The organism is Mesorhizobium sp. M1403 (assembly GCF_040317695.1).
Taxonomy (GTDB): domain Bacteria; phylum Pseudomonadota; class Alphaproteobacteria; order Rhizobiales; family Rhizobiaceae; genus Mesorhizobium.
Map to the genome: position 1 here is coordinate 1 of NZ_JAMYKY010000013.1, position 25,483 is coordinate 25,483.

General features: G+C 64.0%; 14 protein-coding genes and 1 pseudogene. 8 read left to right on the forward strand and 7 right to left on the reverse strand.

Annotated features, from left to right (window positions below; translation table 11 throughout):
• Nucleotides 1-165 precede the first annotated feature (165 nt).
• From hutG to NKH01_RS20395, 7 genes are all read left to right on the forward strand, one after another.
• Nucleotides 166-975, forward strand: coding sequence for an N-formylglutamate deformylase (gene hutG / locus NKH01_RS20365; RefSeq protein ID WP_352895297.1), 810 nt, complete (start codon nt 166-168; stop codon nt 973-975).
• A 32-nt stretch (nt 976-1,007) separates the two neighbouring features.
• On the forward strand, nt 1,008-2,678 hold the full coding sequence (gene hutU / locus NKH01_RS20370) for a urocanate hydratase (RefSeq protein WP_352791652.1): 1,671 nt from the start codon (nt 1,008-1,010) through the stop codon (nt 2,676-2,678).
• A gap of 8 nt (nt 2,679-2,686) precedes the next feature.
• On the forward strand, nt 2,687-3,274 hold the full coding sequence (locus tag NKH01_RS20375) for a HutD/Ves family protein (RefSeq protein WP_352791654.1): 588 nt from the start codon (nt 2,687-2,689) through the stop codon (nt 3,272-3,274).
• 268 nt (nt 3,275-3,542) lie between these two features.
• Nucleotides 3,543-12,113, forward strand: coding sequence for a glycoside hydrolase family 94 protein (locus tag NKH01_RS20380; protein ID WP_353022041.1), 8,571 nt, complete (start codon nt 3,543-3,545; stop codon nt 12,111-12,113).
• A 364-nt stretch (nt 12,114-12,477) separates the two neighbouring features.
• On the forward strand, nt 12,478-14,247 hold the full coding sequence (locus NKH01_RS20385) for a glucan ABC transporter ATP-binding protein/ permease (RefSeq protein ID WP_353022044.1): 1,770 nt from the start codon (nt 12,478-12,480) through the stop codon (nt 14,245-14,247).
• A 597-nt stretch (nt 14,248-14,844) separates the two neighbouring features.
• Entirely contained in the window at nt 14,845-15,507 is a 663-nt protein-coding gene (locus tag NKH01_RS20390) for a glutathione S-transferase family protein (protein ID WP_352588442.1), read from the forward strand.
• Between the two features lie 263 nt (nt 15,508-15,770).
• The gene (locus NKH01_RS20395; RefSeq protein WP_353022046.1) at nt 15,771-16,535 is read left to right on the forward strand and encodes a heme ABC transporter permease; all 765 of its coding nucleotides are present in this window, start codon (nt 15,771-15,773) and stop codon (nt 16,533-16,535) included.
• A 237-nt stretch (nt 16,536-16,772) separates the two neighbouring features.
• Here the strand turns inward: NKH01_RS20395 and NKH01_RS20400 are convergent.
• A pseudogene (locus NKH01_RS20400) lies at nt 16,773-17,830 on the reverse strand (D-TA family PLP-dependent enzyme).
• A gap of 145 nt (nt 17,831-17,975) precedes the next feature.
• Here NKH01_RS20400 and NKH01_RS20405 point away from each other — a divergent pair.
• Nucleotides 17,976-18,662 carry a D-lyxose/D-mannose family sugar isomerase gene (locus NKH01_RS20405; protein WP_023674428.1) on the forward strand — a complete coding sequence of 229 codons (687 nt, stop codon included), beginning with the start codon at nt 17,976-17,978 and terminating at the stop codon, nt 18,660-18,662.
• A gap of 750 nt (nt 18,663-19,412) precedes the next feature.
• Here NKH01_RS20405 and NKH01_RS20410 read toward each other — a convergent pair.
• From NKH01_RS20410 to NKH01_RS20435, 6 genes are read right to left on the reverse strand one after another with little or no spacing between them, the layout of a single operon-like run.
• A complete protein-coding gene (locus NKH01_RS20410; RefSeq protein WP_353022049.1) occupies nt 19,413-20,279 on the reverse strand; it encodes an RDD family protein in 867 nt (288 codons plus the stop codon).
• Nucleotides 20,266-21,297, reverse strand: a complete 1,032-nt coding sequence (locus NKH01_RS20415) for a stage II sporulation protein M (protein WP_353022052.1) — start codon at nt 21,295-21,297, stop codon at nt 20,266-20,268. The genes NKH01_RS20410 and NKH01_RS20415 overlap by 14 nt, the downstream gene beginning before the upstream one ends.
• The gene (locus tag NKH01_RS20420) at nt 21,294-22,604 is read right to left on the reverse strand and encodes a DUF58 domain-containing protein (RefSeq protein ID WP_353022055.1); all 1,311 of its coding nucleotides are present in this window, start codon (nt 22,602-22,604) and stop codon (nt 21,294-21,296) included. Before NKH01_RS20420 ends, NKH01_RS20415 begins: the two co-directional genes overlap by 4 nt.
• Nucleotides 22,601-23,557, reverse strand: a complete 957-nt coding sequence (locus tag NKH01_RS20425; RefSeq protein WP_353022057.1) for an AAA family ATPase — start codon at nt 23,555-23,557, stop codon at nt 22,601-22,603. The genes NKH01_RS20420 and NKH01_RS20425 overlap by 4 nt, the downstream gene beginning before the upstream one ends.
• Nucleotides 23,544-24,743 carry a DUF4350 domain-containing protein gene (locus NKH01_RS20430; RefSeq protein ID WP_353022059.1) on the reverse strand — a complete coding sequence of 400 codons (1,200 nt, stop codon included), beginning with the start codon at nt 24,741-24,743 and terminating at the stop codon, nt 23,544-23,546. Before NKH01_RS20430 ends, NKH01_RS20425 begins: the two co-directional genes overlap by 14 nt.
• Nucleotides 24,740-25,366 carry a DUF4129 domain-containing protein gene (locus tag NKH01_RS20435; RefSeq protein ID WP_352587875.1) on the reverse strand — a complete coding sequence of 209 codons (627 nt, stop codon included), beginning with the start codon at nt 25,364-25,366 and terminating at the stop codon, nt 24,740-24,742. The genes NKH01_RS20430 and NKH01_RS20435 overlap by 4 nt, the downstream gene beginning before the upstream one ends.
• Nucleotides 25,367-25,483 lie beyond the last annotated feature (117 nt).

Here is a 25,483-nt window from a genome sequence, read left to right on the forward strand (position 1 = left end):
ATCTCCCCCACGAGTGGGGAGATTGGCCGTTACACTGGCTTTCGCCAATCTCCAACGTTGCAGGACTGAGCGAGGCGCCGCAGCTGCCAATCTCCCCCCTTGTGGGGGAGATGCCCGGCAGGGCAGAGGGGGGCGCCGTAGAGCTCCAACGCGCGGAGACTTCTCATGACCTGGCTCACCGTCACCCGAGGCACGGCACCCCTGCTGGTTTCGATCCCGCATACCGGCATCGATCTGGCCGGCCTCGACAACCGACTTATCTCGCCCTGGCTCGGCCGCCGTGACGCCGACTGGTGGATCGACAAGCTTTATGATTTCGCCGAGAGCCTTGGCGCGACGGTGGTGCATACGGCGATCTCGCGCACTGTCATCGACGTCAACCGCGATCCGTCTGGCGTTTCGCTCTATCCCGGCCAGACGACGACTGGGCTCTGCCCGACCGAGACCTTCGACGGCGATCCGCTCTACCGCGAAGGCGAGGAGCCGGGGCCGTCTGAGATCGACGAACGCCGCGAAAAATTCTTCGTGCCCTATCATGCCGCGTTGCAGGCCGAGATCGACAGGCTGCGCGCTTTGCACGGGAAGATCGTCGTCTATGACTGCCACTCGATCCGTTCGGTGCTGCCGCGCCTGTTCGAAGGCAAATTGCCGGTCTTCAATCTCGGCACCAATGACGGCAAGAGCGCCGATCCGGTGTTGCAGGAGAAAGTCACGCAGATTGTCGCAGAAACCGGCGAGAGCTTTGTCGTCAACGGCCGCTTCAAGGGCGGCTGGATCACGCGTCATTTCGGCCAGCCGCAAGCCGGCGTCCACGCGCTGCAGATGGAGCTCTCCAACCGTGGCTATCTGCGCGAGCCCGAAGGCAAGGGCGAACCGGATAACTGGCCGGTGCCTTACGACGCCGAATTCGCGGCGCCGATCCGCGTCACGCTGAGAAAGATCCTGGAAACCGCGATCGCCTGGGCCGAACGCTGACGCGCGGTGCACCTCACTCGAAAGGGACAATCATGACCGATCCTCGCCACAATATCCGTGAAGTGCGCAGCCCGCGCGGCAGCGAGCTCAACGCCCGCACCTGGCTGACGGAAGCGCCGTTGCGCATGCTGATGAACAATCTCGACCCGGACGTTGCCGAAAATCCCAACGAACTGGTCGTCTATGGCGGCATCGGCCGGGCGGCGCGCACCTGGAACGATTTCGACCGCATCGTTGCCTCGCTGAAGACGCTTGGCGACGACGAGACACTGTTGGTGCAATCCGGCAAGCCGGTCGGCGTGTTCCGCACCCATGCCGATGCGCCGCGCGTGCTGATCGCCAATTCGAACCTCGTGCCGCACTGGGCGACATGGGAGAAGTTCAACGAGCTCGATAGAAAAGGCCTGATGATGTACGGCCAGATGACGGCCGGCTCATGGATCTACATCGGCACGCAAGGCATCGTGCAGGGCACCTACGAGACCTTCGTCGAGGCAGGCCGTCAGCACTATGGCGGCAATCTCAAAGGCAAATGGATCCTGACCGGCGGCCTCGGCGGCATGGGCGGTGCCCAGCCGCTCGCCGCGGTCATGGCCGGCGCCTGCTGCCTGGCGGTCGAATGCGATCCCGACCGCATCGATTTCCGGCTGCGCACCCGCTATGTCGATGAGCGCGCCGACACCCTCGACGAGGCGCTGGAGAAGATCGAGCGCTGGACCAAAGCCGGTGAGGCGAAATCGGTCGGCCTGGTCGGCAACACCGCCGACATCGTGCCGGAACTGGTGCGGCGCGGCGTACGCCCCGACATCGTCACCGACCAGACCTCGGCGCATGACCCGCTCAACGGCTATCTGCCCAAGGGCTGGTCGCTGGCCGAATGGCGCGAGAAGCGCACCAGCGACCCGAAGGCGGTCGAAAAGGCTGCCCGCGCGTCGATGCGCGAGCATGTCGAGGCGATGGTGGCGTTCTGGAACGCCGGCGTGCCGACGCTCGACTACGGCAACAACATCCGCCAGGTGGCGAAGGAGGAGGGGTTTGAGAATGCCTTTGCCTTCCCGGGTTTCGTGCCGGCTTATATCCGTCCGCTGTTTTGCCGCGGCATCGGCCCGTTCCGCTGGGCAGCACTTTCCGGCGATCCCGAGGATATCTACAGAACCGACGCCAAGGTGCGCGAGCTGACTCCTGGTAACACCCATCTGCACAACTGGCTCGACATGGCGCGTGAGCGCATCGCCTTCCAAGGGTTGCCGGCCCGCATCTGCTGGGTTGGCCTTGGCGACCGCCACCGGCTCGGCCTCGCCTTCAACGAGATGGTCGCCAGCGGCGAACTGAAGGCACCGGTGGTCATCGGCCGCGACCACCTCGATTCCGGCTCGGTCGCCTCGCCGAACCGCGAGACGGAGGCGATGAAGGACGGCTCCGATGCCGTCTCCGACTGGCCGCTGCTCAACGCCTTGCTCAACACCGCGTCCGGTGCCACCTGGGTGTCGCTGCACCATGGCGGCGGCGTCGGCATGGGCTTTTCGCAGCATGCCGGCATGGTTATCGTCGCCGACGGCACGCGTGAGGCGGCCAAGCGCCTTGAGCGGGTTCTGTGGAACGATCCGGCGACGGGCGTCATGCGTCACGCCGACGCCGGCTACGACATCGCGATCGAGTGCGCCAGGGAGAACCAGCTCAACCTGCCCGGCATATTGGGCTGAGCCGCGCCTTGCGCATCCTTCGGGCCTCGGAATACCGGTCGATGCCGTGGAAGAACGGCGGCGGCGTGACGACGGAGATTGCCGTCTCGCCGGCAGGTGCTGGGCTCGACGATTTCGACTGGCGCGTCTCGATGGCGCTGGTCGAGGGCGGCGGCCCGTTTTCCGGCTTTCCCGGCGTCGACCGGACTTTGGCCTTGCTGGAAGGCGAGGGCATGGTCCTCGATATCGCTGGCCGGCCGCCGGTCGAAATCACCAAGGCTTCCGCACCGCTTGCCTTTCCGGCCGACGTGCCAACGCAAGCGACGCTGATCGCCGGTCCGATCACCGACCTCAACGTCATGACCCGCCGGACCCGGGCGATCCACCAGGTCGAGCGCCTGTTGATTTCGGCTCCGACGAAAATCCGGTTTGGAGCCGATGAAACACTCATCCTGTCCCTCGACGGCGAGCTTAGGGTGGCCGGCGCCGCGCCCGTGCAACTGGGGCCGCTCGATGCGCTGTTGCTCGGGCCGCAAGCGCCGGAACTGCGCCTTGATCCCGTCCGGCCGGCGATGCTGTTCGTGATCCGCATCGATCGCATTGCCGGCAACGATTAACGCCTGTTTCCAAACATGATCGCGACGCCGGTCAAATATTGCGTAAGCTGGTCCCTGCATCACGAAAAAGCCTGAATCTTCCGCCGATCAGAAGCCGAAACGATGCTCGGAGGCGCTCGCCTGGAAGTTGTCGAAAGACGACACCTTGTCGTGGTGCGGAAACAAACATTCGGCCAAGTGTTGCGATGCAACCAATTGCATTTGGACCGGTTTTAGGGACATTGCCGTGGCGGTGACGCCGCACTGCGTCCCCAACACGGAACCTTAGATGAATATCCAGACCAATCTCGCACAGATCGAAAAGACGAGCGCCAGCTTCCCGGCTGTCACCGACGAGCCGATACGCTCCCATTTCCTGACGGAAGATCGGCTGCGCGCGTTGGGCGCAGCCCTTGCCAATGGCGATGCCAAGGATTTGTTCGGGCTGACGCCTTTCGATTTTCAGGCGCGCATCCGCGACAGCGCCAGGAAGATTCTCGATGTCTACCGTTCCACCAACGCTGCCCAGGCGAGGGGCGAAACGATCACGCCCGCGGCACAGTGGCTGCTCGACAACAACTACCTGGTCGAGGAGACCATTTTCCAGGTCAAGCGCGACCTGCCGCGCCGCTTCTATCGCCAGTTGCCGACGCTGAAACTGTCCGACGGATCCAGCGTGCCGCGCGCGTTGGCGGTCGCATGGACCTATGTCGCGCATTCCGACAGTTCCGTCTCGTCGGCCATGTTCAAGGCGATCGTCGAAGGCTTCCAGTCCGTCGAGCCGCTGAAGATCGGCGAACTATGGGCGCTGCCGTCGCTGCTGCGCTTTGTCCTGATCGAGAATCTTCGCCGGATCGCGGTGCGCGTCAATCGCACGCGGGAGTTGCGCCAGATCGCCAACGAGGTCGCCGACCGTGTGCTGGCGACGGACGACAGCGCCGACCGGCAGACGATACTTTCCGGCTACAGCGCCCATGCGCAGGACACCACCTTCGCAACCCAGTTGCTCTACCGGCTGCGCGACGGCTCGCAAAATGCCGGCAGGGCGCTGGAATGGCTGGAGGGCGAGCTGGAAAGGACGGGCTCCGACGCCGAGGAAATCATCCTCAGCGAGCACCGCACGCTGTCCAGCGGCAATGTGACCACCGGCAACATCATCCGCGGCCTGCGCCTCATCAATGACATCGACTGGACGGTGTGGTTCGAGGGCGTCAGCCGCATCGACACTTTGCTGCGCGAGCGCACCGATTTCGCGGCGCTCGATTTCTTTTCGCGCGACCAATACCGGACTGCGATCGAGGAGCTGGCACGCCGTTCCGATCTTTCCGAATTTCGCGTTGCCGAACGGGCGATTGAACTCGCCGGCCATGCTGCCGATGCGCCGGGCTCCGAAACCGGTCCGATCGCTCACACCGACGTCGGCTTCTTTCTGGTCGGTCCGCGCCGGATGGAACTGGAGCGGTCGATCGGCTACCGGCCTACCATCGGCAAGACGATCAACCGGACGTTCCGCAAGACCGGATGGCTGGGCATCGTCGTGCCGGTGTTTGCGCTGACGGTCCTGCTTCTGGTCGTCTCCGGCAATGCGCTCGCCAATCTCGGCCTGTCAGTGCCGTCGATCGTCCTGATGCTGGCCCTGTTCGCGGTGCCGGCCAGCGAAGGCGCGCTCGCATTCTTCAACACCGTCGTCTCGCTGTTTTTGAAGCCGACGCGTCTCATCGGCTATGATTTCAGGCATGGTGTACCGCCCGAGGCACGGACGCTGGTGGTGGTGCCGTCGCTGATCGGCTCGCGCGACGACGTCGAGGAGAACATCCGCAACATCGAAGTGCATCACCTCGCCAACACGGCGGGCGAGATCCATTTCGCGCTGCTTTCCGACTGGCCGGACTCGAAGACCGAGATCGATACGGCGGATGTCGAAATCCTCGAATTCGCCCGCGCCGAAATCGCCCGACTGAACGCCCGCTATCCCTCGGATGGCGCGCCGCGCTTTTATCTGCTGCATCGGCGCCGGCTCTACAACGCCTCGCAAGGCGTCTGGATGGGCTGGGAGCGCAAGCGCGGCAAGCTGCACGAATTGAACCTCCTGCTGCGCGGCGACAGCGACACCACCTTCCTGCCGTTGGAAGTGCCCTTGCCGGAGAGCGTCGTCCACGTCATGACGCTGGACGCCGACACCCGCACAACCCGCGACGCCGTCGCCGCGCTGGCCGGCAAGCTTTGCCACCCGCTCAACCGTCCGCATTTCGACGCGGCCCGGCGCGAAGTCACGGCAGGCTATTCTATCCTGCAGCCGCGCATCACCGCGTCGCTGACCAGTGGCGACGAGGCGTCGTTCTTCCAGCGTGTCTTTTCCGCCAATCGCGGGCTCGACCCGTACGTCTTTGCCGTGTCGGACCTCTACCAGGACATCTTCGGCGACGGTTCCTTCACCGGCAAGGGTCTCTACCATGTCGACGCCTTCGAGGCGGCGCTGAAGGGCCGCATCGAGGAAAACACCATCCTCAGCCACGATCTGCTCGAAGGCGCGCTGGCGCGATCGGCCTTGGTCACCGACGTCGAACTGGTTGAGGATTATCCGACCCGCTATTCGGTCGACGCATCGCGCCACCATCGCTGGGCACGCGGCGACTGGCAGCTTCTGGGCTTCATCCTCGGCCCGCGCTCAAACGTGCCGGCGCTGTCGCGTTGGAAGATGGTGGACAATCTGCGCCGCTCGGTGACGCCGATCTTCTGGGTGATGGCCGCGATCGCCGGCTGGACGCTGCTGCCATTCACGCAGGCGGCGCAATGGCAGGCGCTGCTGATCCTCACGCTGTTCATGGCGCCCACTTTCGACATCGTCAACGCCATCCTGCCGAAGAGCGGCGACCAGACGCCGCGCGGCCATTTCTCGGCATTGGCGCGCGACGTTGCCTTCGGTACCGCCTTGGTGGCGCTGAAGATCGTGCTGATGGCGCATCTTGCCTGGATGATGGGCGACGCGATCATCCGCACGCTCTACCGCCTGTTCGTCAGCCGCCAGAACCTGCTCGAATGGCGCACCGCCTCGCAGGCACACAAGGGCGGCGACAACGATCTCGGCTCCTATTACAGCATCATGTACGGCGCGGTGATCATCGGCGTCGTCGGCCTCGCTGTGCCGGTGCTGGCCGATTCCACCGGCGCCTTCGTCGCCTTCTTCTTTGCCTTGTTCTGGATCGGCTCGCCCGCCATCGCCTGCTGGATCAGCCGTTCGGCCGAAACCGAGGACCGCCTGCGCATATCGGCCGCCGATATCCACGCGCTGCGCACCGTGGCGCGGCGTACATGGCACTATTTCGAGACCTTCGTGACGGCCGAGCATCACCATCTGCCGCCGGATAATTTCCAGGAAAGCCCGGCCCCCGTGGTGGCGCCCCGCACCTCGCCGACCAATATCGGCGTCTACCTGCTGTCCGTGATTTCGGCACGCGATTTCGGCTGGATCAGCCTCTCCGACGCCGTCAACCGCATCGACGCGACCATGTCGACCATCGAGAGCATGCCGCGCGATCGCGGCCATCTCTTCAACTGGTACGACACCACGACGTTGAAGCCGCTCTATCCGCTGTACATTTCTGCCGTCGACAGCGGCAATCTCGCCGGCCATCTGGTGGCCGTGGCCGCTGCCTGCGCCGAATGGGCGGAAGCGCCGTCGGTGCATGTGCAGGGCGACTTCGAAGGCATCCTCGACACCGTCACCATCCTCGACGAAAGCCTTGAGGAGTTGCCCGACGACCGCCGTCAATTGCGGCCCTTGCGCCAGCGGCTCGCCGACCGTCTCGACGGCATGCGGCGGGCGGTGGAATTGATCAAGGCGCAGCCGGAGATGGCGTCGATCCGCACTATCAACCTGGCCGTCCTGGCCGGCGAGATACGCAAGCTCGCGACAGCCATCCACACCGAGGCCGCATCGACCCAGAGCGACACCATCGCCGATTGGGCGGCCAGGCTCGAAGCCACCTGCGAGGCGCATGTCCACGACGCGCACAGCGACGAAAACGCCGTCGCGGCATTGCGGGCTAAGCTTCTGACCTTGCGCGAGCGCACGCGCCGTTTCGCCTTCGAGATGGATTTCTCGTTCCTGATGCGGCCCGAACGCAAGCTCTTGTCGATCGGTTACCGGGTCGAAGAGCATCAGCTCGACGAAAGCTGCTACGACCTTTTGGCCTCCGAAGCGCGGCTGACCAGCCTGTTCGCCATCGCCAAGGGCGATTTGCCGACCGAGCACTGGTTCCGGCTCGGCCGGCCGATCGTCGAGATCGGCTTCCAGGGCGCGCTGATGTCCTGGTCCGGCTCGATGTTCGAGTATCTGATGCCGCCGCTGGTGATGAAGGAGCCGCAAGGCAGCATTCTCAACCAGACCAGCAAGCTCATCATCAAGCGCCAGATCCAGTATGGCCGGTCGAAGAACGTTCCGTGGGGGATTTCGGAAGCGGCCTACAACGCCCGCGACCGCGAACTGACCTATCAGTACACCAATTTCGGCGTGCCCGGGCTCGGGCTGAAGCGCGGCCTTGGCCAAAACACGGTGATCGCGCCCTACGCGACCGTGCTGGCAGCGCAGTTCACGCCGCATGAATCCGTGCAGAACTTGGCCAGGCTGAGGCGGCTGGGCGCACTGGGCCGGCATGGCTTTTACGACGCGGTGGATTTCACGCCGCAACGCGTCCCCGAGGGTACCGACCACGCCGTCGTGCTGAACTACATGGCCCACCACTCGGGCATGTCGATCGCCGCCGTTGCCGATGCGATCTTCGAAGGGCGCCTGCGCGACCGCTTCCACAGCGATCCGGTGATCGAGTCGGCCGAATTGCTCTTGCAGGAAAGGGCGCCGCGCGACATCCCGACGGCGACCGTCAGGACCGAGGCCGACGAGCGCTCCAAGGACGAGACCGAGCTCGAGAGCCCGGATACGCGCATCGTGCTCGATCCGCTCAGGGCGCTGCGCTCGACCAGTGTCATGTCCAACGGCCGCTACTCGGTCATGGCTACCGCCACTGGCTCGGGCTACAGCCGCTGGGGCGAACTTGCCGTCACGCGCTGGCAGCCGGATCCGACCGAGGACCGCCTTGGTTCCTACATTTTCCTGCGCGACGCCAGCAATGGCGACTGGTGGTCGGCCACCGCCGAGCCGAAGCGCGCCGCCGACGAGCGTGTGCAGACGCTGTTTTCCGACGACAAGGCGAGCTTCGTCAAATCGATTGGGTCGCTGCGTTCGGAGGTCGAGTGCATCGTCATCTCGGAAGGCAATGGCGAGGGCCGGCGGGTAACGCTCTACAATGACGGCGCCGCCGACCGGCACATCGAAGTGACTTCGTATGCCGAACTGGTGCTGGGCTCCGAGCCCTCGGACAATGCGCATCCGGCCTTTTCGAAGATGTTCGTGGAAACCGAGATCGCGCCGAACAACGGCGCGATCTTCGCCACCAGGCGCAAGCGCGAAAAGGACGAGCCCGATGTCACCATGGTGCATTTCGTCACCGATCCGTCTGGATCGGCGCGTGATGCCGAGGCGGAAACCGACAGGCGCTCCTTCATCGGTCGCGGCCGCACCATCACGGACGCGGCTGCCTTTGATCCCGGCGCCAAGCTTGGCGGCCATTCCGGCTTCACCCTGGATCCGATCGCCTCGCTTCGCCGGCAGGTGCGCGTGCCGGCCAACAAGAAGATTTCGCTGACGTTCTGGACCGTCGTCGGCGCCGATCGCGCCGAATTGGATGCCGCTATCGCACGGCTCGACCATCCCGAAAGCTTCTCCCGCCAGGCGATGCTCGCCTGGACGCGCTCGCAGGTGCAAACCCGTCACCTCGGCCTCAGCCTGTCCGACGCCGCCAATGTGCAGAAGCTGGCGCGCTACCTGATATATCCCGATCCGTTCCTGCGCCTTCCCGGCGAATCCATAGCCTCCGGGCTCGGCAGGCAGTCCAGCCTGTGGCCGACCAGCATATCTGGCGATTTTCCGATTTTCCTGGTCAGGATCGCCGATGTCGCCGATCTGGAGATCGTCGCCCAGGCGCTTCGCTTCCAGGAATACATGCGCGCCCGCGGCATGATGATCGATTTTGTTGTCGTCAACGAGCAGGCTTCGTCATACGTGCAGGACTTGCAGCGCGCGGTCGAGACGCTGTGCGAAAACAGCCGGTTGCGCGGCAAGGAGCTTGGACCCCGCCAGCACATCTTCGCGGTGCGCCGCGATCTGATGGAGGAAACGACCTACAGGACTTTGCTCGCCGTCGCCCGGGTGGTGCTGCATACGCGTAACGGCACCATCTTCGACCAGATCGAGCGCGCCGAGGCCGCGGCACTGCAGGCGCGAGACGCCGCCCTCCAGCCGGCAGACCTTGCAGCGCTTCGCGAGCCGTCCTTGCCGGTGCCGACGGCGCAAGCGTTTGCCGCCCAGGCACTGGTCGAGGCCCGCGTCGACGGCAGCGGGCTCGACCAATGGAACGGTTTCGGCGGCTTCGACGGCGGCGGACGCCACTACGTCGTGCGTCTTGCCGGCCGGCGCACGACGCCGCAACCGTGGATCAACGTCATCTCCAACCCATCGTTCGGTTTCCACATATCGGCTGAAGGCGCTGCCTTCACCTGGAGCCGCAACAGCCGCGACTATCAGTTGACGCCGTGGTCGAACGATCCGGTCACCAACCGGCCGGGCGAGGCTATCTATATCTACGATCATGCCAGTGGCAAAGCGTTCTCGCCGCTGGCTGCCGTGGTGCGTGACCCGACAATGACCTACGAAACCTGGCACGGGCAGGGTTTCTCGACGTTCCGTTCAAAGCGCGGGCCGCTGTCGATGGACCTGACCCATGTCGTCGATCCCGTCGATCCGGTGAAGATATCGCGGCTGCGCATCCAGAATTCGGGTTCGGCGCCGATGCGGCTACGCGTCTACGCCTATGCGGAATGGGTTCTTGGCGGCCATCGTTCGCGCACCGCGGCAAGCATCGTTCCGTCCCGGGATGCCGCGACCGGCGCCCTGCTGGCGCAAAATCCCTATGGGCTCGATTTTGGCGAACGGATCGCCTTTCTGGCCGCCGACGGTGCGGTGCATTCGGTCACCGCCGACCGCGGCGAATTCATCGGCAGGCTGGGCACCAGCGAGTTTCCGCATGCCGTGCTGAGCGGCGCCGGCCTGTCGGGCCGTGTCGAGGCCGGCGACGATCCCTGCGCGGCCATCGCACGCGACATCGACATCGCTGCCGGCGGCGACGTCACGCTGCTCTGGCTGCTCGGTGACGCGGCCTCGCCCGAGGAGGCCAGCGCGCTGGTGCAGGCCCATCGCTCCAGGGATTTCGATCAGCGGCTGGCCGACAATGAGCGCACGTGGCGCGGCTTTCTCGACACCATCCAGGTCGAGACGCCGGACAAGGCACTCGACGCCATGGTCAATCACTGGCTGCCCTATCAGAGCCTGGCCTGCCGCATCCGTGCCCGCTCTGCGTTCTATCAGGCAAGCGGTGCCTTCGGCTTCCGCGATCAACTGCAGGACACCTTGGCCTTGCTGGCGCATGACCCCAAGCTGGCGCGTGATCAGATCCTCAATGCGGCGCGGCGGCAATTTCCCGAAGGCGACGTGCAGCATTGGTGGCTGCCGCGCACAGAGGCAGGCGTTCGCACCATGATCTCGGACGACGTGGTCTGGCTGGCCCACGCCACGGCGCGCTACCTGCTGGTGACGGGCGATACCGCGATCCTGAAGGAGCAATTGCCCTTCATCGAGGGGCAGGCGCTGGGCGAAGGCGAGCACGATGCTTTCTTCATCCCGGAAATCTCGAAGAAGACAGCCTCGCTCTATGACCATTGCGCGCGGGCGCTCGATCTTGCCGTCAAGCGCAGCAGCCCGGCCGGGCTGCCGCTGATCCTCGGCGGCGACTGGAACGACGGCATGAACCGCGTCGGCGAGCACGGCAAGGGCGAGAGCGTGTGGCTGGGCTGGTTCCTGCTGAAGACGCTGGGCGACTTTGCTGCTGTCGCCAAGGCGGAGCGAGATGCCAAGCGCGCGCAGGCCTGGACAAAGCACGCCGAGGTGCTGAAGCGGGCGCTGGAAAGCACCGCCTGGGATGGCGAGTGGTATCGGCGCGGCAGCTTCGACGACGGCACGCCGCTCGGCTCGCGCAAATCGGACGAGTGCAAGATCGACTCGATCGCCCAGTCCTGGAGCGTGCTTTCGGGCGAGGGCGACCCGGCGCGGTCGACGACGGCAATGGGACAGGCGCTGAAAACGCTCGTCGACGACGAGCTCAAGATCGTCAAGCTGTTCACCCCGCCATTCTCGAGGACGGAGAAGGACCCGGGCTACATCAAGAGTTATCCGCCGGGGGTCCGTGAAAACGGCGGCCAATACACGCACGCGGCGACATGGTTCGTCATTGCGCTCGCCGAGATGGGGCGCACCGACGATGCCTACCGTTGCCTTTCGATGCTCAATCCGGTCAACCATGCGCTCGATGAAGCCGCGGCAGAGCGCTACCGGGTGGAACCTTACGTCGTCGCGGCCGATGTTTATTCCGGGCAGGACAAGGGCGGCCGCGGCGGCTGGACCTGGTATACCGGGTCGGCGGGCTGGCTTTATCGCGCGGCGGTCGAGAGCATTCTCGGCATCGAGCGTCGCGGACAGCGCATTCAATTCACGCCGAGACTTCCCAGCCATTGGGACGGTTATTCGGCGACCCTGAAGATGCTGGGCGCCGAGATCAAGGTACGCGTCGTCCGCGACAAAAAGGCCCGGGCCATCTCACTTGAAGTGAATGGCACGAAGACCAAATCTTCGTCCTTCGAGCCAAAAGCCGGAGACAATGCCGAGGTGATCGTCAGAATACCGGCCTAGATTCAAGGGCTTGGAGCGTCCCTTGCGCTTCCCCAGGGAACGCACGGGCGCTCCAAGTGCCTCTACCGGTTATATTTGCGTTTGACCTTGCTGAATGCCTGCACACGACTTTAGACGTCGTGCCCGGGGTCTTGCTGATTAAAATTGTGGCAGTGCTTTCCAGCTGCCATGATTTTGCCGCAACGCTGACATTTCACCTTTTATCTCAAACTGTTAGACGATCACGGCAAATTTCGAAGCGTCGTCATCTTTTGTTCGCGGAATGGGAACGGAAGAGGTAGACGAGCATTGTTTTGCCACGCGTCAACCGATACGAGTCAAAAAATGACGCACTGCACCATAAATAATTGGCGGAGTAGCTGAAGTGTCACTTCTGCAAATCTACTGGCGAGCCCTTGGTTATCTCGCTGCCGACAGGAAACGCGTTGCGTTTATCTGCGGGGCGAATGTCGCGCTTGCCATTATCGCCATTCTCGAGCCGATCATGTTCGGCCGGGTGATCGATGCCATTTCGGACCGCGGCTCGGTATTTTCGACGCTGGCAATGTGGGCCGGCCTCGGCGCGTTCAACATCATCGCCTTCGTGCTGGTGGCGCGCGGCGCCGACCGCTTTGCCCACCAGCGGCGCAGCGAGGTTCTTTGCCAGTCGTTCGAGCGCGTGATCACCATGCCGCTAGCCTGGCATCATCTGCGCGGCACCTCCAATTCCCTGCACACGCTCCTGCGCGCGGTCGAGACCCTGTTCAGCCTCTGGCTCGAATTCATGCGGCAGCATCTGTCGACCGCGGTCGCGCTGGTTTTGCTGGTGCCGACGGCGCTCAGCATGGATATCCGCATGTCGATGGTGCTGCTGGCGCTTGGCGCACTCTATGTCGGCATCGGACGGCTGGTGATGCGGCGCACCAAGGAAGGCCAGGCGGCCGTAGAGCGGCATTACCACAAGGTGTTTGCGCATGTGACCGACTCGGTCAGCAACGTCGCCGTCCTGCAGAGCTACAACCGCATCGGCCACGAGACCGAGGCGCTCAAGCGCTACGTCAAGAACCTGCTCGACGCGCAGAACCCGGTGCTCGACTGGTGGGCGATGGCCAACGCGCTGCACCGGCTGTCGTCGACGATTTCGATGATGGTGGTGCTCTTGATTGGCGCCTATCTGGTGACGCACGGCCAGTTGCGCATCGGCGACGTCATCGCCTTTACCGGCTTTGCCACGCTGCTGATTGCCCGGCTCGACCAGATGTCGGCTTTCGCCAACCAGATTTCCGAGGCACGCGCCAAGCTCGAGGAATTCTATCATCTCGAGGACTCCGCTTCCGATGCCGCCGAGCCCGACGGGCTGCGCGACCTCGTCAACGTCACGGGTCATGTGCGTTTCGAGAATGTCTGCTTCGAATTCGGCAATTCCGGGCAGGGCGTCGACGACGCGTCGTTCGAGGTCCAGGCCGGCCAGACCGTCGCCATCGTCGGCCCGACGGGCGCCGGCAAGACGACGCTCATCAACCTTCTGCAGCGCGTCTTCACGCCGTCCGGCGGCCGTATCCTGATCGATGGCATCGACACCCGCACGGTGACCCGCAAGTCGCTGCGCCATTCGATCGCCACCGTGTTCCAGGATGCCGGCCTGCTCAACCGCTCGATCGAGGACAACATCCGCGTCGGCCGTGCGGAGGCGACCTATGACGAGGTCCATGCCGCTGCCAACGCCGCCGCCGCGCAGGATTTCATCCTGTCGAAGAGCGAAGGCTACGACACGGTCGTCGGCGAACGCGGCGGACAGCTGTCCGGTGGCGAGCGCCAGCGCATCGCGATTGCCCGCGCCGTGCTGAAGGACGCGCCCATCCTGGTTCTCGACGAGGCGACCAGCGCGCTCGACGTCGAGACGGAAGACCGCGTCAAGGACGCCATCGACGAATTGCGGCGCGGCCGCACCACCTTCATCATCGCCCACCGCCTGACCACCGTTCGCGATGCCGATCTGGTCGTGTTCATGGACAAGGGCCGGGTGGTCGAGATGGGCGGGTTCACCGAACTGTCGCTGCGCAACGGCCGCTTCGCCAGCCTGCTGCGTGCCGGCGGCCTGCTCAACGACGAGGAGGTTCGCCGCCTCAGCCATCCGGTGAACGAAGCCGCCTGAGTGGCACGGGCCTCCTTCTCCCGTTGTTGTGGGAGAAGGTGTCACCGTAGGCGACGGATGAGGTGCGCTCCAGCTTGGCGCACACCTTCATCCAAAATCCAGACTGCGGCGCACCGAGTAGCGCCTCACTCCGTCCAGCATCCCTCATCCGTCTCGGCGCTGCGCGCCAATCCACCTTCTCCCACTGGGGAGAAGGGGAGACCGCGTCACCGCCACGGCTGCAAGCTCTCATCGCGGACCTAGGCGATAATTGTGTCGCAGACGGCGTTCAGATCCCGCAACTCCAGCTTGGCGCAAAATCTTCATCCAAAAATGGAGATGTAAGCGCACTGCAGATCAGGATGTGAACCCGTAAATCGGGATTGACCGGAAGGGCCTCGGTCTGCGTTCAGGGCGCAAGCTCGCAAAAGCGGTCGATGGAACAAGGCAGCCCCTACGCGCAGCCTCACCGAATTGGCCCATCGCGCTATCACGACCTCTGGTCGGAAGCGGCGCCCAGCAATGAAATAGTTCAAGACCGATGTCGATTTCGGGGAGGCCCATTCGTCATCAGGATAGGAAGCCGAAGAAATTTGCCCAAGCAAAGAAACGGATACGATGACAATCACTATCACAGCATTTGAACGATCACCCGATGGCGGCAAGGGACTGGCGCGCGATACGCGCGTTCGCTGGGCGCTCGAAGAAGTGGGTCAGCCTTATGAGGTTCGTCTTGTTTCCTTCGCAGGGATGAAGGCGCCTGACCATCTGGCAATCCATCCTTTCGGCCAGATCCCCACCTATGAGGAAGGTTCTCTCTCGCTGTTCGAGACCGGCTCGATCGTCTTTCATCTTGCCGAGCAGCATGCGGGCCTGCTGCCGAAGGATCGCGATGCCCGCGCACGCGCGATCACGTGGATGTTTGCCGCACTTAACACCGTCGAGCCGCCGATCCTCGAATTAACGACGGCAAGAATATTCGAAGGTGACAAGCCTTGGAGCGAGGAGCGCTTGCCGTTGGTAAAAGACCGTGTTCGCGCTCGGCTGGACAAACTCTCGGCTCACTTGGGCGTCGCCGATTGGCTCGATGATGCGTTCAGCGCGGGCGATCTATTGATGGTATCAGTGCTGCTGCGACTAAGAATGTCAGGCATTTTGGACGAATATCAAAACTTGGCTGCCTATGTAGCGCGCGGGGAAGCACGGCCCGCCTATATCCGGGCTTTCGCCTCGCAATTTGCGATCAACGCCCCATCAACCAACTGCCGACAGCAGGTTTGAAGTCTGCCGCTGAGCGTTTGACCAATGCTCGACGCTTCCAGCTTGACCGCTTTTGGCGTCAACTTCGGCGCGATCAAACGCCCCGATCGGGTTGCTTACCGACTGGCGGCTTTCATATTGCGATGAGTTCTGATTCAGGCTCGACATGAGCCGTCATCCGGCTCGGAGCCACGCGCCGATCCACCTTCTCCCACAAAGGGGAGAAGGAGAGACCGCCGGCGCCGTGGTTGCCGCAACTCCGCCGGCGGTCTATGTAAAGCCGCATGAGCGACACGACTTCACGCCTCTCCGGCTGGATGGACCTTGCCAACCCGACGCGGTTCGTCGGGCTGGTCGACAAGGTCGTGCCGTGGTTGGCGAGCGTGGCCGCCATCATCCTCGCTGTCGGTCTCTATATGAGCTTCACGGCGCCTGAGGATTTCCAGCAAGGCATCACCGTGCGCATCATGTATATCCACGTGCCTTTCGCCTGGCTTGCCATGATGTGCTACACGCTGATGGCGGTCTCGGCGCTTGGCACGCTGGTCTGGCGCCATCCGCTGGCCGAAGTGGCGCTGAAATCGGCGGCACCCATCGGCGCCGTCTTCACCGCCCTTGCGCTGATCACCGGTTCGATCTGGGGCAAGCCGATGTGGGGCACCTGGTGGGTGTGGGACGCGCGGCTGACCTCGGTCTTCATCCTGTTCCTGATGTATCTCGGCATCATCGCGCTGACCCGAGCGCTCGACGATGCCGGGCGCGCCGCCTGGGCCGCCGCCATCATCACCCTGGTCGGCTTCATCAACATTCCGATCATCAAATTTTCGGTCGACTGGTGGAACACGCTGCATCAGCCGGCTTCGGTGTTCCGGCTTGGCGGGCCGACCATCGATCCAAGCCTGTTGTGGCCCTTACTGGTGATGGCACTCGGCTTCACCGTGCTGTTCTTCGCGCTGCATCTGATGGCAATGCGCACCGAGATCCGCCGCCGCCGTGTCATTTCGATGCGCCGCGTCGCGGCAAGGCAAGCTGAACGGCAACCCGGCTGATCTTATCCGTCGAGTTTCTTCCCACCCCCCTCTGTCCTGCCGGACATCTCCCCCGCAAGGGGGGAGATCGGATGTTGCTTCTGCTTTCGCCAATTACCAACGTATCAAAGTGGGTGCGGGCGGCGGAGCTGCCAATCTCCCCCCTTGCGGGGGAGATGTCCGGCAGGACAGAGGGGGTGCTGTCCCTCCGGCGTCCGATTCTATACATTAAAGCCTCCGCACGCTCTCCGGGCTGGTTCACCCCATACGCCCGCGCGCCTTGACCGGCAGCGTCTCGATCACTTTCTCGCCTTCAATCAGATGCACCTCGTCGAACAGATTGGTGACGACGCAGCAATGGTCGGGCACGACGCGCACGCGCTCGCCGATGCCAAGCTCGGCGCCGCCCGAAAGCGTGACATTGCCGTGCTCTTCGCTGAGGCTGGTCACCCTTGCGCCTGAAATGCCCAGCAGCTCGCCGAAATCGGCGAGCCCCAGCGTGTCGCTGGACAGCGCCTTGCTGCCGGCGTCGAGGATGGCGCGTGTCGGCGTTGGACGGCTGACCACCGTCGACAGCACCGTCAGCGCGCAATCGTCGAGGCTGCCGACGCCTTTGGCGACTTGGTAGCGGTCGAGATAGATGTAGGTGCCAGGCCGGTATTCGGTAACGACGGAATGCTCGCCCGAGCGCCACATGTCGGGCGTGCCGCCGCTGGAGATACGCTCGCAGGCAAGGCCGGATGCGGCAAGTGCTTGCTGCGCATCGGCGAGCCACGCCTCGGTCTCTGCGGCGCGGCCCGCCCCCGGGTAGGTCATCAAGCCGCCGAAGACGAGCCCCCGGACCTTGTCGATCTCGCTCGCCAGCGCGACTGCCTCGCCGGCCGACTGCACACCGCAGCGGCCCATGCCGGTGTCGCATTCGACCAGCACCGGCAGGCGGTGGCCGGGATCGGTAAAGGTGGCGGCAAGTCCCATCAGCGTGTCCATGCTGTCCGTTGTCACCGACAGTGTTACGCGGCCGTGCAGCGCCTTGAGGCGCTCCAGCTTCGCCCGCCCGAGGATATGTAGGGCAGAAAGATGTCGGTCAGGCCGGCGTCGGCCATGATTTCGGCCACGCCGATCTTCTGGCAAGTGATGCCGACGGCGCCGGCCGCGATCTGCTTTTTTGCCCAGTAGGGCAGTTTGTGGGTCTTGATGTGCGGCCGGAGTTTCAGCCCGTGCCGGTCGGCATGGGCCTGCGCCCGCGCGATGTTGGCTTCGGCGCGGCCGGCATCGATCAGGATCGCCGGCGTATCGAGGTCGTCTATGCTGCGCATGGTCTCACCATCGGAAAATTGGTTGACCTTATGGCCCTGATCGGACCGCATGTCATGGGGCCAGCGACAGCAGTTTGCATCGACACCGAATTGACGTTCGGCTATTGCGTTAGCGCTCGCAAAGCGACGGGAAGGAACCACGATCATGAAACGCTCCGCCATCAACGACATCATCCGCGACGCCGACGCCTTCATCCGCTCGTTCGGCTACATCATGCCGCCCTTCGCCTACTGGAGCCCCGAAGAGATGAAGGCGCGCCGGCAGGATTCGTCGGCGATCTTCTCCTCCCGGCTCGGCTGGGACATCACCGATTATGGCCAGGAGAAGTTCGACGAGCTCGGCCTGTTCCTGTTCACCGTCCGCAACGGCCGCTACGAGGACATGAAGAAGGGCATGGGCATGCTCTATGCCGAGAAGATCATGATCTCGCGCAAGGACCAGCTGTCGCCGATGCACCGCCACAACATCAAGGCCGAGGACATCATCAACCGTGGTGGCGGCAAGCTGGTGCTAGAGCTGTTCATGCATGATCGCGATGGCGGCATCGATCCGAAGGCCGAAGTATCGGTGCCTGTCGACGGAACCATCCACAGGCTGCCTGCGGGTGGGCTGCTGAAGCTCGACCCAGGCCAGAGCGTGACGCTGCTGCCGGGCGTCTGGCACGCCTTCTGGGCGGAAGGCAAGGACGTGCTGATCGGCGAGGTTTCGACGGTCAACGACGATCTCACCGACAATGTCTTTCGCGAACCAATCGGCCGCTTCGCAGACATCGACGAGGACACAGCACCGCTGCACCTGTTGGTGTCCGACTACGAGAAGTGGGTGGGATAGGGCAGGGTGGCGAGGAACACTTACGCTCGAGAGTGAAGGTCCTCGGCAATCAGCCGCTTCTGTCGCAAGTCGACCCGAGTCGTTGTGCACAGCTGATCCAGCGGCATTTTGACGTGGGCCTCGTCAAGCGGGATTAGCGCGTAGTAATTGCCCTCGCCGGGCTGTGGGATTGGCGCCGGGGCCGACTTGTCATCGTCAGGATCGACTCGTGAGGCGGCAATGATGACGCCTCGGGAATCGTATACCGCGTGAAGCGCTATTGGCATGGCTTGGCTCCTCAGGGAGAACTTATGGCCGCGAATCTTATTTGCATATCGTCTGATACGTTCGTCTGTATTACCTCGGTCTGGCCTGACTCGTCGATGTAGGTATACAGGCTTTCCCAGCGCAAAGTGGCCGTGCGAAGGACGACCGCCGCACGTACCGAGTATCCCCAGTAGGCATCGCCTGTTCCGAGCTTCCAAAACCACACCATTTGGCTGCCAGCTCGTTGGAAAGTGGATTGAGTGACGAAAGTGGCCAAGGAAGTCTCCTTGCAGCTTGATTTCCGTAGAACCTGGAACTCTCGAGGAGTTTTCTTGCAACATCCGCTTGCGACTTCCAGAGGATAGGGAACACGAGCACCCTCGGACGGATAGGCATTTCAACCCCGCGAGACTGAATTTGCGGGAGAAGATGGCACCGGTCAAGCATCAATCTTCGGTGGCAATGGGCTGCTGCGCACGCTTTTCGTGCATTCCCACGCCTGATCTAACGCTGGTGCTTGTTTTCCCTGCGGTTGCCCAGCAGGAGCTTGCGTTCGAGATGTGCCCGCAACTCCCCGTAGTAGGCCGTCAGGAACGCCCGCGCGTCATGGGCTTGTGGCGCCGCACCGATCTTGCGTCCGATCGTTTCGGCCACCGTCCGCAACGCGAAATAGTCGTCGCGGCGCAGCACTTCCTCCAGCTTGTGGAGTTCGGCAATTCCGTAGGCGTCGAGCTGGGCGTGGCTGAATCGGAACGCGCCAGTGCCGGCATCCTGCCGGGCCGACAGATCTTCCAGCAAGGCGCGCTTCGGTGCCTCGACCACCCAGGTCCCCGCCAACAGGTCGCCGATCCGCATGCGGTCTCGATTGAAGAGCGGAAACAAGGCAAACAGCAGCGTCCACACCAGTCCGAACACCGTCGTCAGCGTGTCGGCAAGGTCGGTGCCGCTGCGTCCGACGATGATCGACAGCGGCAGGAACACTTCGATCTCGCGCATCAGGTTGCGGGCGATGACCTGGTCGATCGACAGGCCGTCTCCGCTGCGCGATGCGACCCGGATGCCGACGATCCGCTTGCCGGGCGTAGCCGCGCGCCGGCCCGCTTCGAAGACGATGAAGTAGGCGTTGCGCAGAAAGAAGATCAGGATGATCCAGACGACGAAGAGCGGCTGAAACCCCTCGCTGCCAAGGCCTCCCACCCCGAACAGTGCGACGATCGTGATCACGATTGCAGCCACCGCGATGAACACGAAGTCGAGGAGGAAGGCGGCAGCCCGCGTGCCGGCGTCGGCCAGCTTTATCCGAAGATCGACGCCCTCGGGCGTGATCAGCGGCCGTATAGCCGCAAAGGCGGCGCGTCTACCGATCGCCATGCCGCACCACCCGGAACAGGTAGAAGTAACCGATCCACAGCGCCAGCATGCCACCGCCAATGGCGTAGCGCGTGACGTCGCTGGTGATGGTCTGCCTGCCAATGCCCTCGAGCAGCCCGGCAAACAGCAGCATGACCGAGACCCCGACCATAGCATTCGCGGCGATGCGTCCGGCACGAGCCGCTGCCGCCATGCGTGTCAATTCGCCGGGAAAAGCGATGCTGGTGCCGATGCGCATGCCGGCCGCGCCGGCCAAAGCGATTGCGAACAATTCGGTGGTGCCGTGGATGGCCAGCCAGCCGCCGAGCTCCATGCCGAGCCCCTTGGACCAATAGACTTGGAACAACGCGCCGATCATGCAGCCGTTGAACAGCATCAGCAGTACCGTCGGCACGGCGAAGGCAAAGCCGAGGGCGAAGGCCAGGATCGCGACCTGGACGTTGTGCGTGAACAGATAGACGGCAAAGCCTGAGAGAAAGCCATTGTCGCCATCATAAAGCATGCTGCGCAGCAGTTCGGCCGAAGCATCTGGACCGCGGCCCCCTGCCAGGCTGGACGGGATGATCGCGTCGAACCAGCTCTTGTCGGATGCCACCAGCCAGGCGCCTGCACCAATGCCGATCACCATCAGCGCGACCGAAACCAATGTCTCGCGCCACAGGTCGCGAATGGCTTCGGGCCAGTCGTGCAGGAAGAAATCGGCGAGGCGCTGCCGCAGCCCGCGGCGTGCGCCATAGAGATAGAAATAACCGCGCAGCGACAGCGCTTCGAGATAGGCGACCAGCGCGTTGTCGAGCGAGGTCGCCCGCGCCACCGAAAGGGAAGACAGCGCCGATCGATAGAGTAGGGGCAGCGACAGCAGCTCCTCTTCGGAAAGCGTGCGCGGCGCACGCTTCTCGACACGCGCCAGCAGTGCCTCGAATGCTTTCCAGTCGGCCTCGCGCTCGCGGCGAAAGCTGGCCAACGACTGGCGTACCGCGTCGCCACGTACCGCACTGCCGGGTACTGGCGCCGTCACAACAGATCCTCCTGCTTGAACTGCAGATAACGCTCGACCAGCGCGGGACCCAGCCGGTTGTGGTTGGCTTCGATGACATGCGCCCCGAGCAGCCGCAGCCGGCCGATGACGACCTGCCTTTCGCGCAAGAGCCCTCCGGCAACGACCGCGCGGGCAACGTCCTCGCCGGAGCGTGGCGGCATGTCGGCCAGGCCCTCCAGTTCGGTGTCCTTCATCAGCATGAACAGCACGAGATGCCGTTCGGTGAGCCGGCCCACGGTGCGCAGCATCAATTCGGCACTGATCGGATCGACGAAATCGGTGAAGACGATGACCAGCGAACGGCGGTCGAGCCGCGCCGCCAGCGTCGTCAGCGCCAAGGTGAAGTTGGTCTCTTCACTGGAATAGTCGATCTCCGCGGCCCGTTTCTGGATCATCGCAAAGCTGGCGGGGCCGCGTACCGCGCCGCTCGAAACGCGCGGCCGTGCATCGAAGCCGAACAGGCTGACCATGTCGCCGCCCTTCAGCGCGATGAATGCCGACAGCAGGGCGGCCGTCACCGCCCGGTCCACCTTCGGCACACCGTCGACGGGCTCGCACATCAGGCGTCCGCTATCGATGGCCAGCACGATATTGTTGTTCTCCTCGATGCGGAACTCGCGCGCCAAAAGCTTGCCGTGGCGGGCGCTGCGCTTCCAGTCGATCATCCGCCGGCCCATGCCCGGCTGGTAATCCTTGAGCGCGTCGAACTCGCGGCCTTGACCAGCGCGGCGCTGCGCATGGCCTTCGGCACGCGCCGCATGTTGCAGCAGCGTGATCGCCTCGCCGCGGGCGCTGCTGACGTCGGGCAGCACCGCAACCTTGCTTTCCACCGGCAGCACGACCTGGTTCCAGACCAGCCCGAACGGCCCGCGCCAGCGCACCCAAAGACGGTCGAAGCTGGCGATCCCACGCCGCAGCGCCTGGAAGCGAAGGTCGAGCGACCCGCCTCCGGGGGTTGGCAGCAATGTCCCACCGCTGTCGCTCACCGGCGCCAGACGCGCATCGTGGCCGACGCGAGCCTCCGCGATGCGCGGCCGCCCCGAATGACGGGCGGCAATTTGTACGCTGAAGTCGCCGCCGACACCGACCTGCTGCGGCGCATCGATGCTGGCATTCAGCGATGCCCGCCCGCGTCCGGCCGCGGCATCCACCGCCAGGAAGGCAAGCAGCAGGCAGCTCCACAGCAATCCCAGATACCAGAACGACGGCAGTGCCAGCGCGACCAGGAAGGCCGGCACCGCGCCGGCCGCTGCTGCCCACACTGCTCGGCCGCTGGGATAGATCAACGTGGTGCTTCCGTCTGGTCGACCAGGTCGGAGACGATCTGCTCGACCAGGCGGCCATCGATCTGGGCGGCAGGCGAAAGGATGACGCGGTGGCGCAGCGCCGGCACTGCCAGCGCCTTGACGTCGTCGGGGATCACATAGGCGCGTCCGTCGAGCGCCGCCCGGGCACGCGCCGCCCGCGCCAGCATGGCGCCCGCGCGCGGGCTGGCCCCCACTTCCAGATCGGCATTTTCGCGCGTAGCCCGAACCAGCGCCGCTATATAGCCGACGACATCGTCGACGAGGGTGACGGAGCCGACGGTTGCAAGTGCCTCCTGCAGCGTCTCGCGGTCCGTCTGCGCCTCGATGCCATATTGCGCGATGTCGTGCGAGGCGGAGCCGCCGCCGTGATAGACGATGATGGCCCGTTCTTCCTCGGGGCCGGGATAGCTGACGCGGTGCTTGAACAGGAAGCGGTCGAGCTGTGCCTCGGGCAGGGGGTAGACGCCCTGGTGCTCGATCGGATTCTGGGTCGCGACGACCATGAAGTTGCGGCCGAGCGAATGCGTGGTGCCGTCGAACGTGACCGCATGTTCCTGCATCGCCTCGAGCAGTGCGGCTTGCGTCTTGGGTGGCGTGCGGTTGATTTCGTCGGCAAGCAGGAGATCGCAGAAGATCGGGCCGCGCGTCAGCGTGAACTGCCCGGTCTGGAAGTTGTAGATGTTCGACCCGACGATGTCGCCGGGCATCAGGTCCGGTGTGAACTGGATCCGCCCGTAGGCGACCCCAAGCGCTTGGGCGAAGCAGCGCGCGGTCATTGTCTTGGCCGTGCCGGGAGGGCCTTCGAGCAGGATATGCCCGCCTGCAAACAAGGCGGTCAGCATCAGGTCGACCGTATCGTGCTGCCCGGTAATCGCCTTGGCCACTTCTTCCCTGATCCGTGTCGCCAGGGCCTTCACATCATCGACGTTCACCGAGCCTCCTTGCTGTCCAGTCGTGCAGCCGCTCAGCTGCCTGTTGCATCTGCGCCAAGTTCTTGGCCTCGCCGGCGGCTTGCGAGCGCATCGTGAAGCCGCCAGCTTGCTCCTTATCGCGAGAGTCGAGCCAGTGGTCGAGCGCTGTGCCTTGCAACCCTTGCGGTGCCCCGAGCAGCGCGCCGGCGCGCACCCGCATCAAGGCCGCATAGCGGCTTCCCAGCTCGTCCAGCCGGCCGGCACGCCGCATGAGCATCGCCGTCGTATCGACCAGCGCACGCTTGCCGAAAGCAATTGCACGCTGGTCGGCACGCGGCGGGCCGAATCGGCCGAGGCCATGCAGGAACGCCAGCGCCGCAGCGACCAGGATCGTCAGTGTCAGCGCCAGGAAGGGCGGCTCGACCAGAAGCTTGGCCAGATCATACTTCCGCCCCGCGCCGTGCAGCGTCAGATCGAACATCACCGGCCCGTCGTCCGGCTGGAGCAAGGCGATCAGCCCGAGCGCGGCTGCCGCCTTGTCGGGATCCTTGAGGGCGGCGTTGTTGATCAGGTCGGGGTCGGTCAGGATATAGAACGGCTTGTTCTCCACTTGCGTCAGGACGGCCTGGCCTTTGCCGGCTGCAATGACCGGGTGTTCGTCCGCTACCCACTGCAATTCGTGCGGGGTGTTGACGAGCTGGCCCTCGATGTCGAGTTGCTTTGGCGTACTCTGGCCAGCACCGATCTTTGCATCGGCGATCCGGCCAAGCCATTCGTTCACCACCGAACCGGGCAATCGCCCGAATTTCATATTCCAGCCTTCGTGCTCCTGCAGCGGCAGGATCTGCCATTTGGGCAGCACGAAGAGCGTGTTCTGGTCCTGACGAAGGTTGAGGATGTGGTCGAGAGCCTCCGGATCGCTGTCGGGCGAGATGGTGACGATCAGCAGCATGTCGGTGCCGAGATCGTCCTCGGTCCGCGCCATGAAGGGCGGTTCGCCGGTCAGCTTCAGCCATTCCGCCAGACCGGCGTAGCCGACGCCGCTTTTCGACAGCGGCGTGGCGCCGCCATTGCCGGGTTGCCGGAAATCGGGGGCATAGGTGGACAGCAGGAAGAAACCGGCAGCCGCAAGCAGGCTGGCGAAAATCCCCCAAAACAGTGTCTTTCGATTGAACGGCTCCTGCGCCTCGACCGCCGGTGCGCTCACGTCCAGGCATCCCGGAAGGCGAAACGTTCATAGGCGCCGCGTGCTTGCCGCCAGCCTTCCGCGCCGACCGGCCGGCGCGCGAACAGCGCGGCCTCGACAATGCGGGCGATCTCGGTAAAGGCATGGCGTGCCCTTCCCGGCAGGGAAGGGGCATTGGCGATGTCGCGCGCGGTGAGCGACGGGCGCAGGAAGTCCGGCAGCCGGCCAGCAATATCGGCGACGCTGCGCCGAAGCAAAAGGTGAACCGCTTCGTCATAGTCGCCGCGCGCGGCCAGCGTGTCGGCTTCCGACAGCAGGATCTGCGCGGCGCCGGCGTCGGGGCGCCAGGTCTCTTCGGCCTCGGCCTCGGGCCGCGCGCGCTGCCACGGCAGCCGCCAGGCGATGCCTTTCACCTCGAGGAAGACCAAAAGCAGGATGATTGCGGCGCCCGATATCACCGCCCCCCAGAACAGATAGATCATGTAGGGACCGAGCGATGACAAAAGATCGAGCAGCGGCTTCAGCCAGTCGGGCGGCTGGGGCGGCACATAGGCCGGCAGGTCGAACTGGATCGACTCATCGGCGATCAGCTGCTTGTGCAGATTGGTCAGCCATTCGGCTTCCGCTGTGCCTGGCTGTGCCACCGTCACCCGCTCCCCTGCAACCTGCAGTTCCCAGCCGACACTGACAATGCAGCACAAGAATTGCAAGTGGGCTGGACGCCCACGGTTAATCTTGGCAGAATTGCTATTAGGGCGCCG

What these genes read in the sequence shown, in the direction of transcription:
- hutU (WP_352791652.1), top strand. Translation starts at nt 1,008, where the DNA reads ATGACCGATCCTCGCCACAATATCCGTGAAGTGCGCAGCCCGCGCGGC.
- hutG (WP_352895297.1), top strand. Translation starts at nt 166, where the DNA reads ATGACCTGGCTCACCGTCACCCGAGGCACGGCACCCCTGCTGGTTTCG.
- NKH01_RS20395 (WP_353022046.1), top strand. Translation starts at nt 15,771, where the DNA reads ATGAGCGACACGACTTCACGCCTCTCCGGCTGGATGGACCTTGCCAAC.
- NKH01_RS20380 (WP_353022041.1), top strand. Translation starts at nt 3,543, where the DNA reads ATGAATATCCAGACCAATCTCGCACAGATCGAAAAGACGAGCGCCAGC.
- NKH01_RS20390 (WP_352588442.1), top strand. Translation starts at nt 14,845, where the DNA reads ATGACAATCACTATCACAGCATTTGAACGATCACCCGATGGCGGCAAG.
- NKH01_RS20410 (WP_353022049.1), bottom strand. Translation starts at nt 20,279, where the DNA reads ATGGCGATCGGTAGACGCGCCGCCTTTGCGGCTATACGGCCGCTGATC.
- NKH01_RS20405 (WP_023674428.1), top strand. Translation starts at nt 17,976, where the DNA reads ATGAAACGCTCCGCCATCAACGACATCATCCGCGACGCCGACGCCTTC.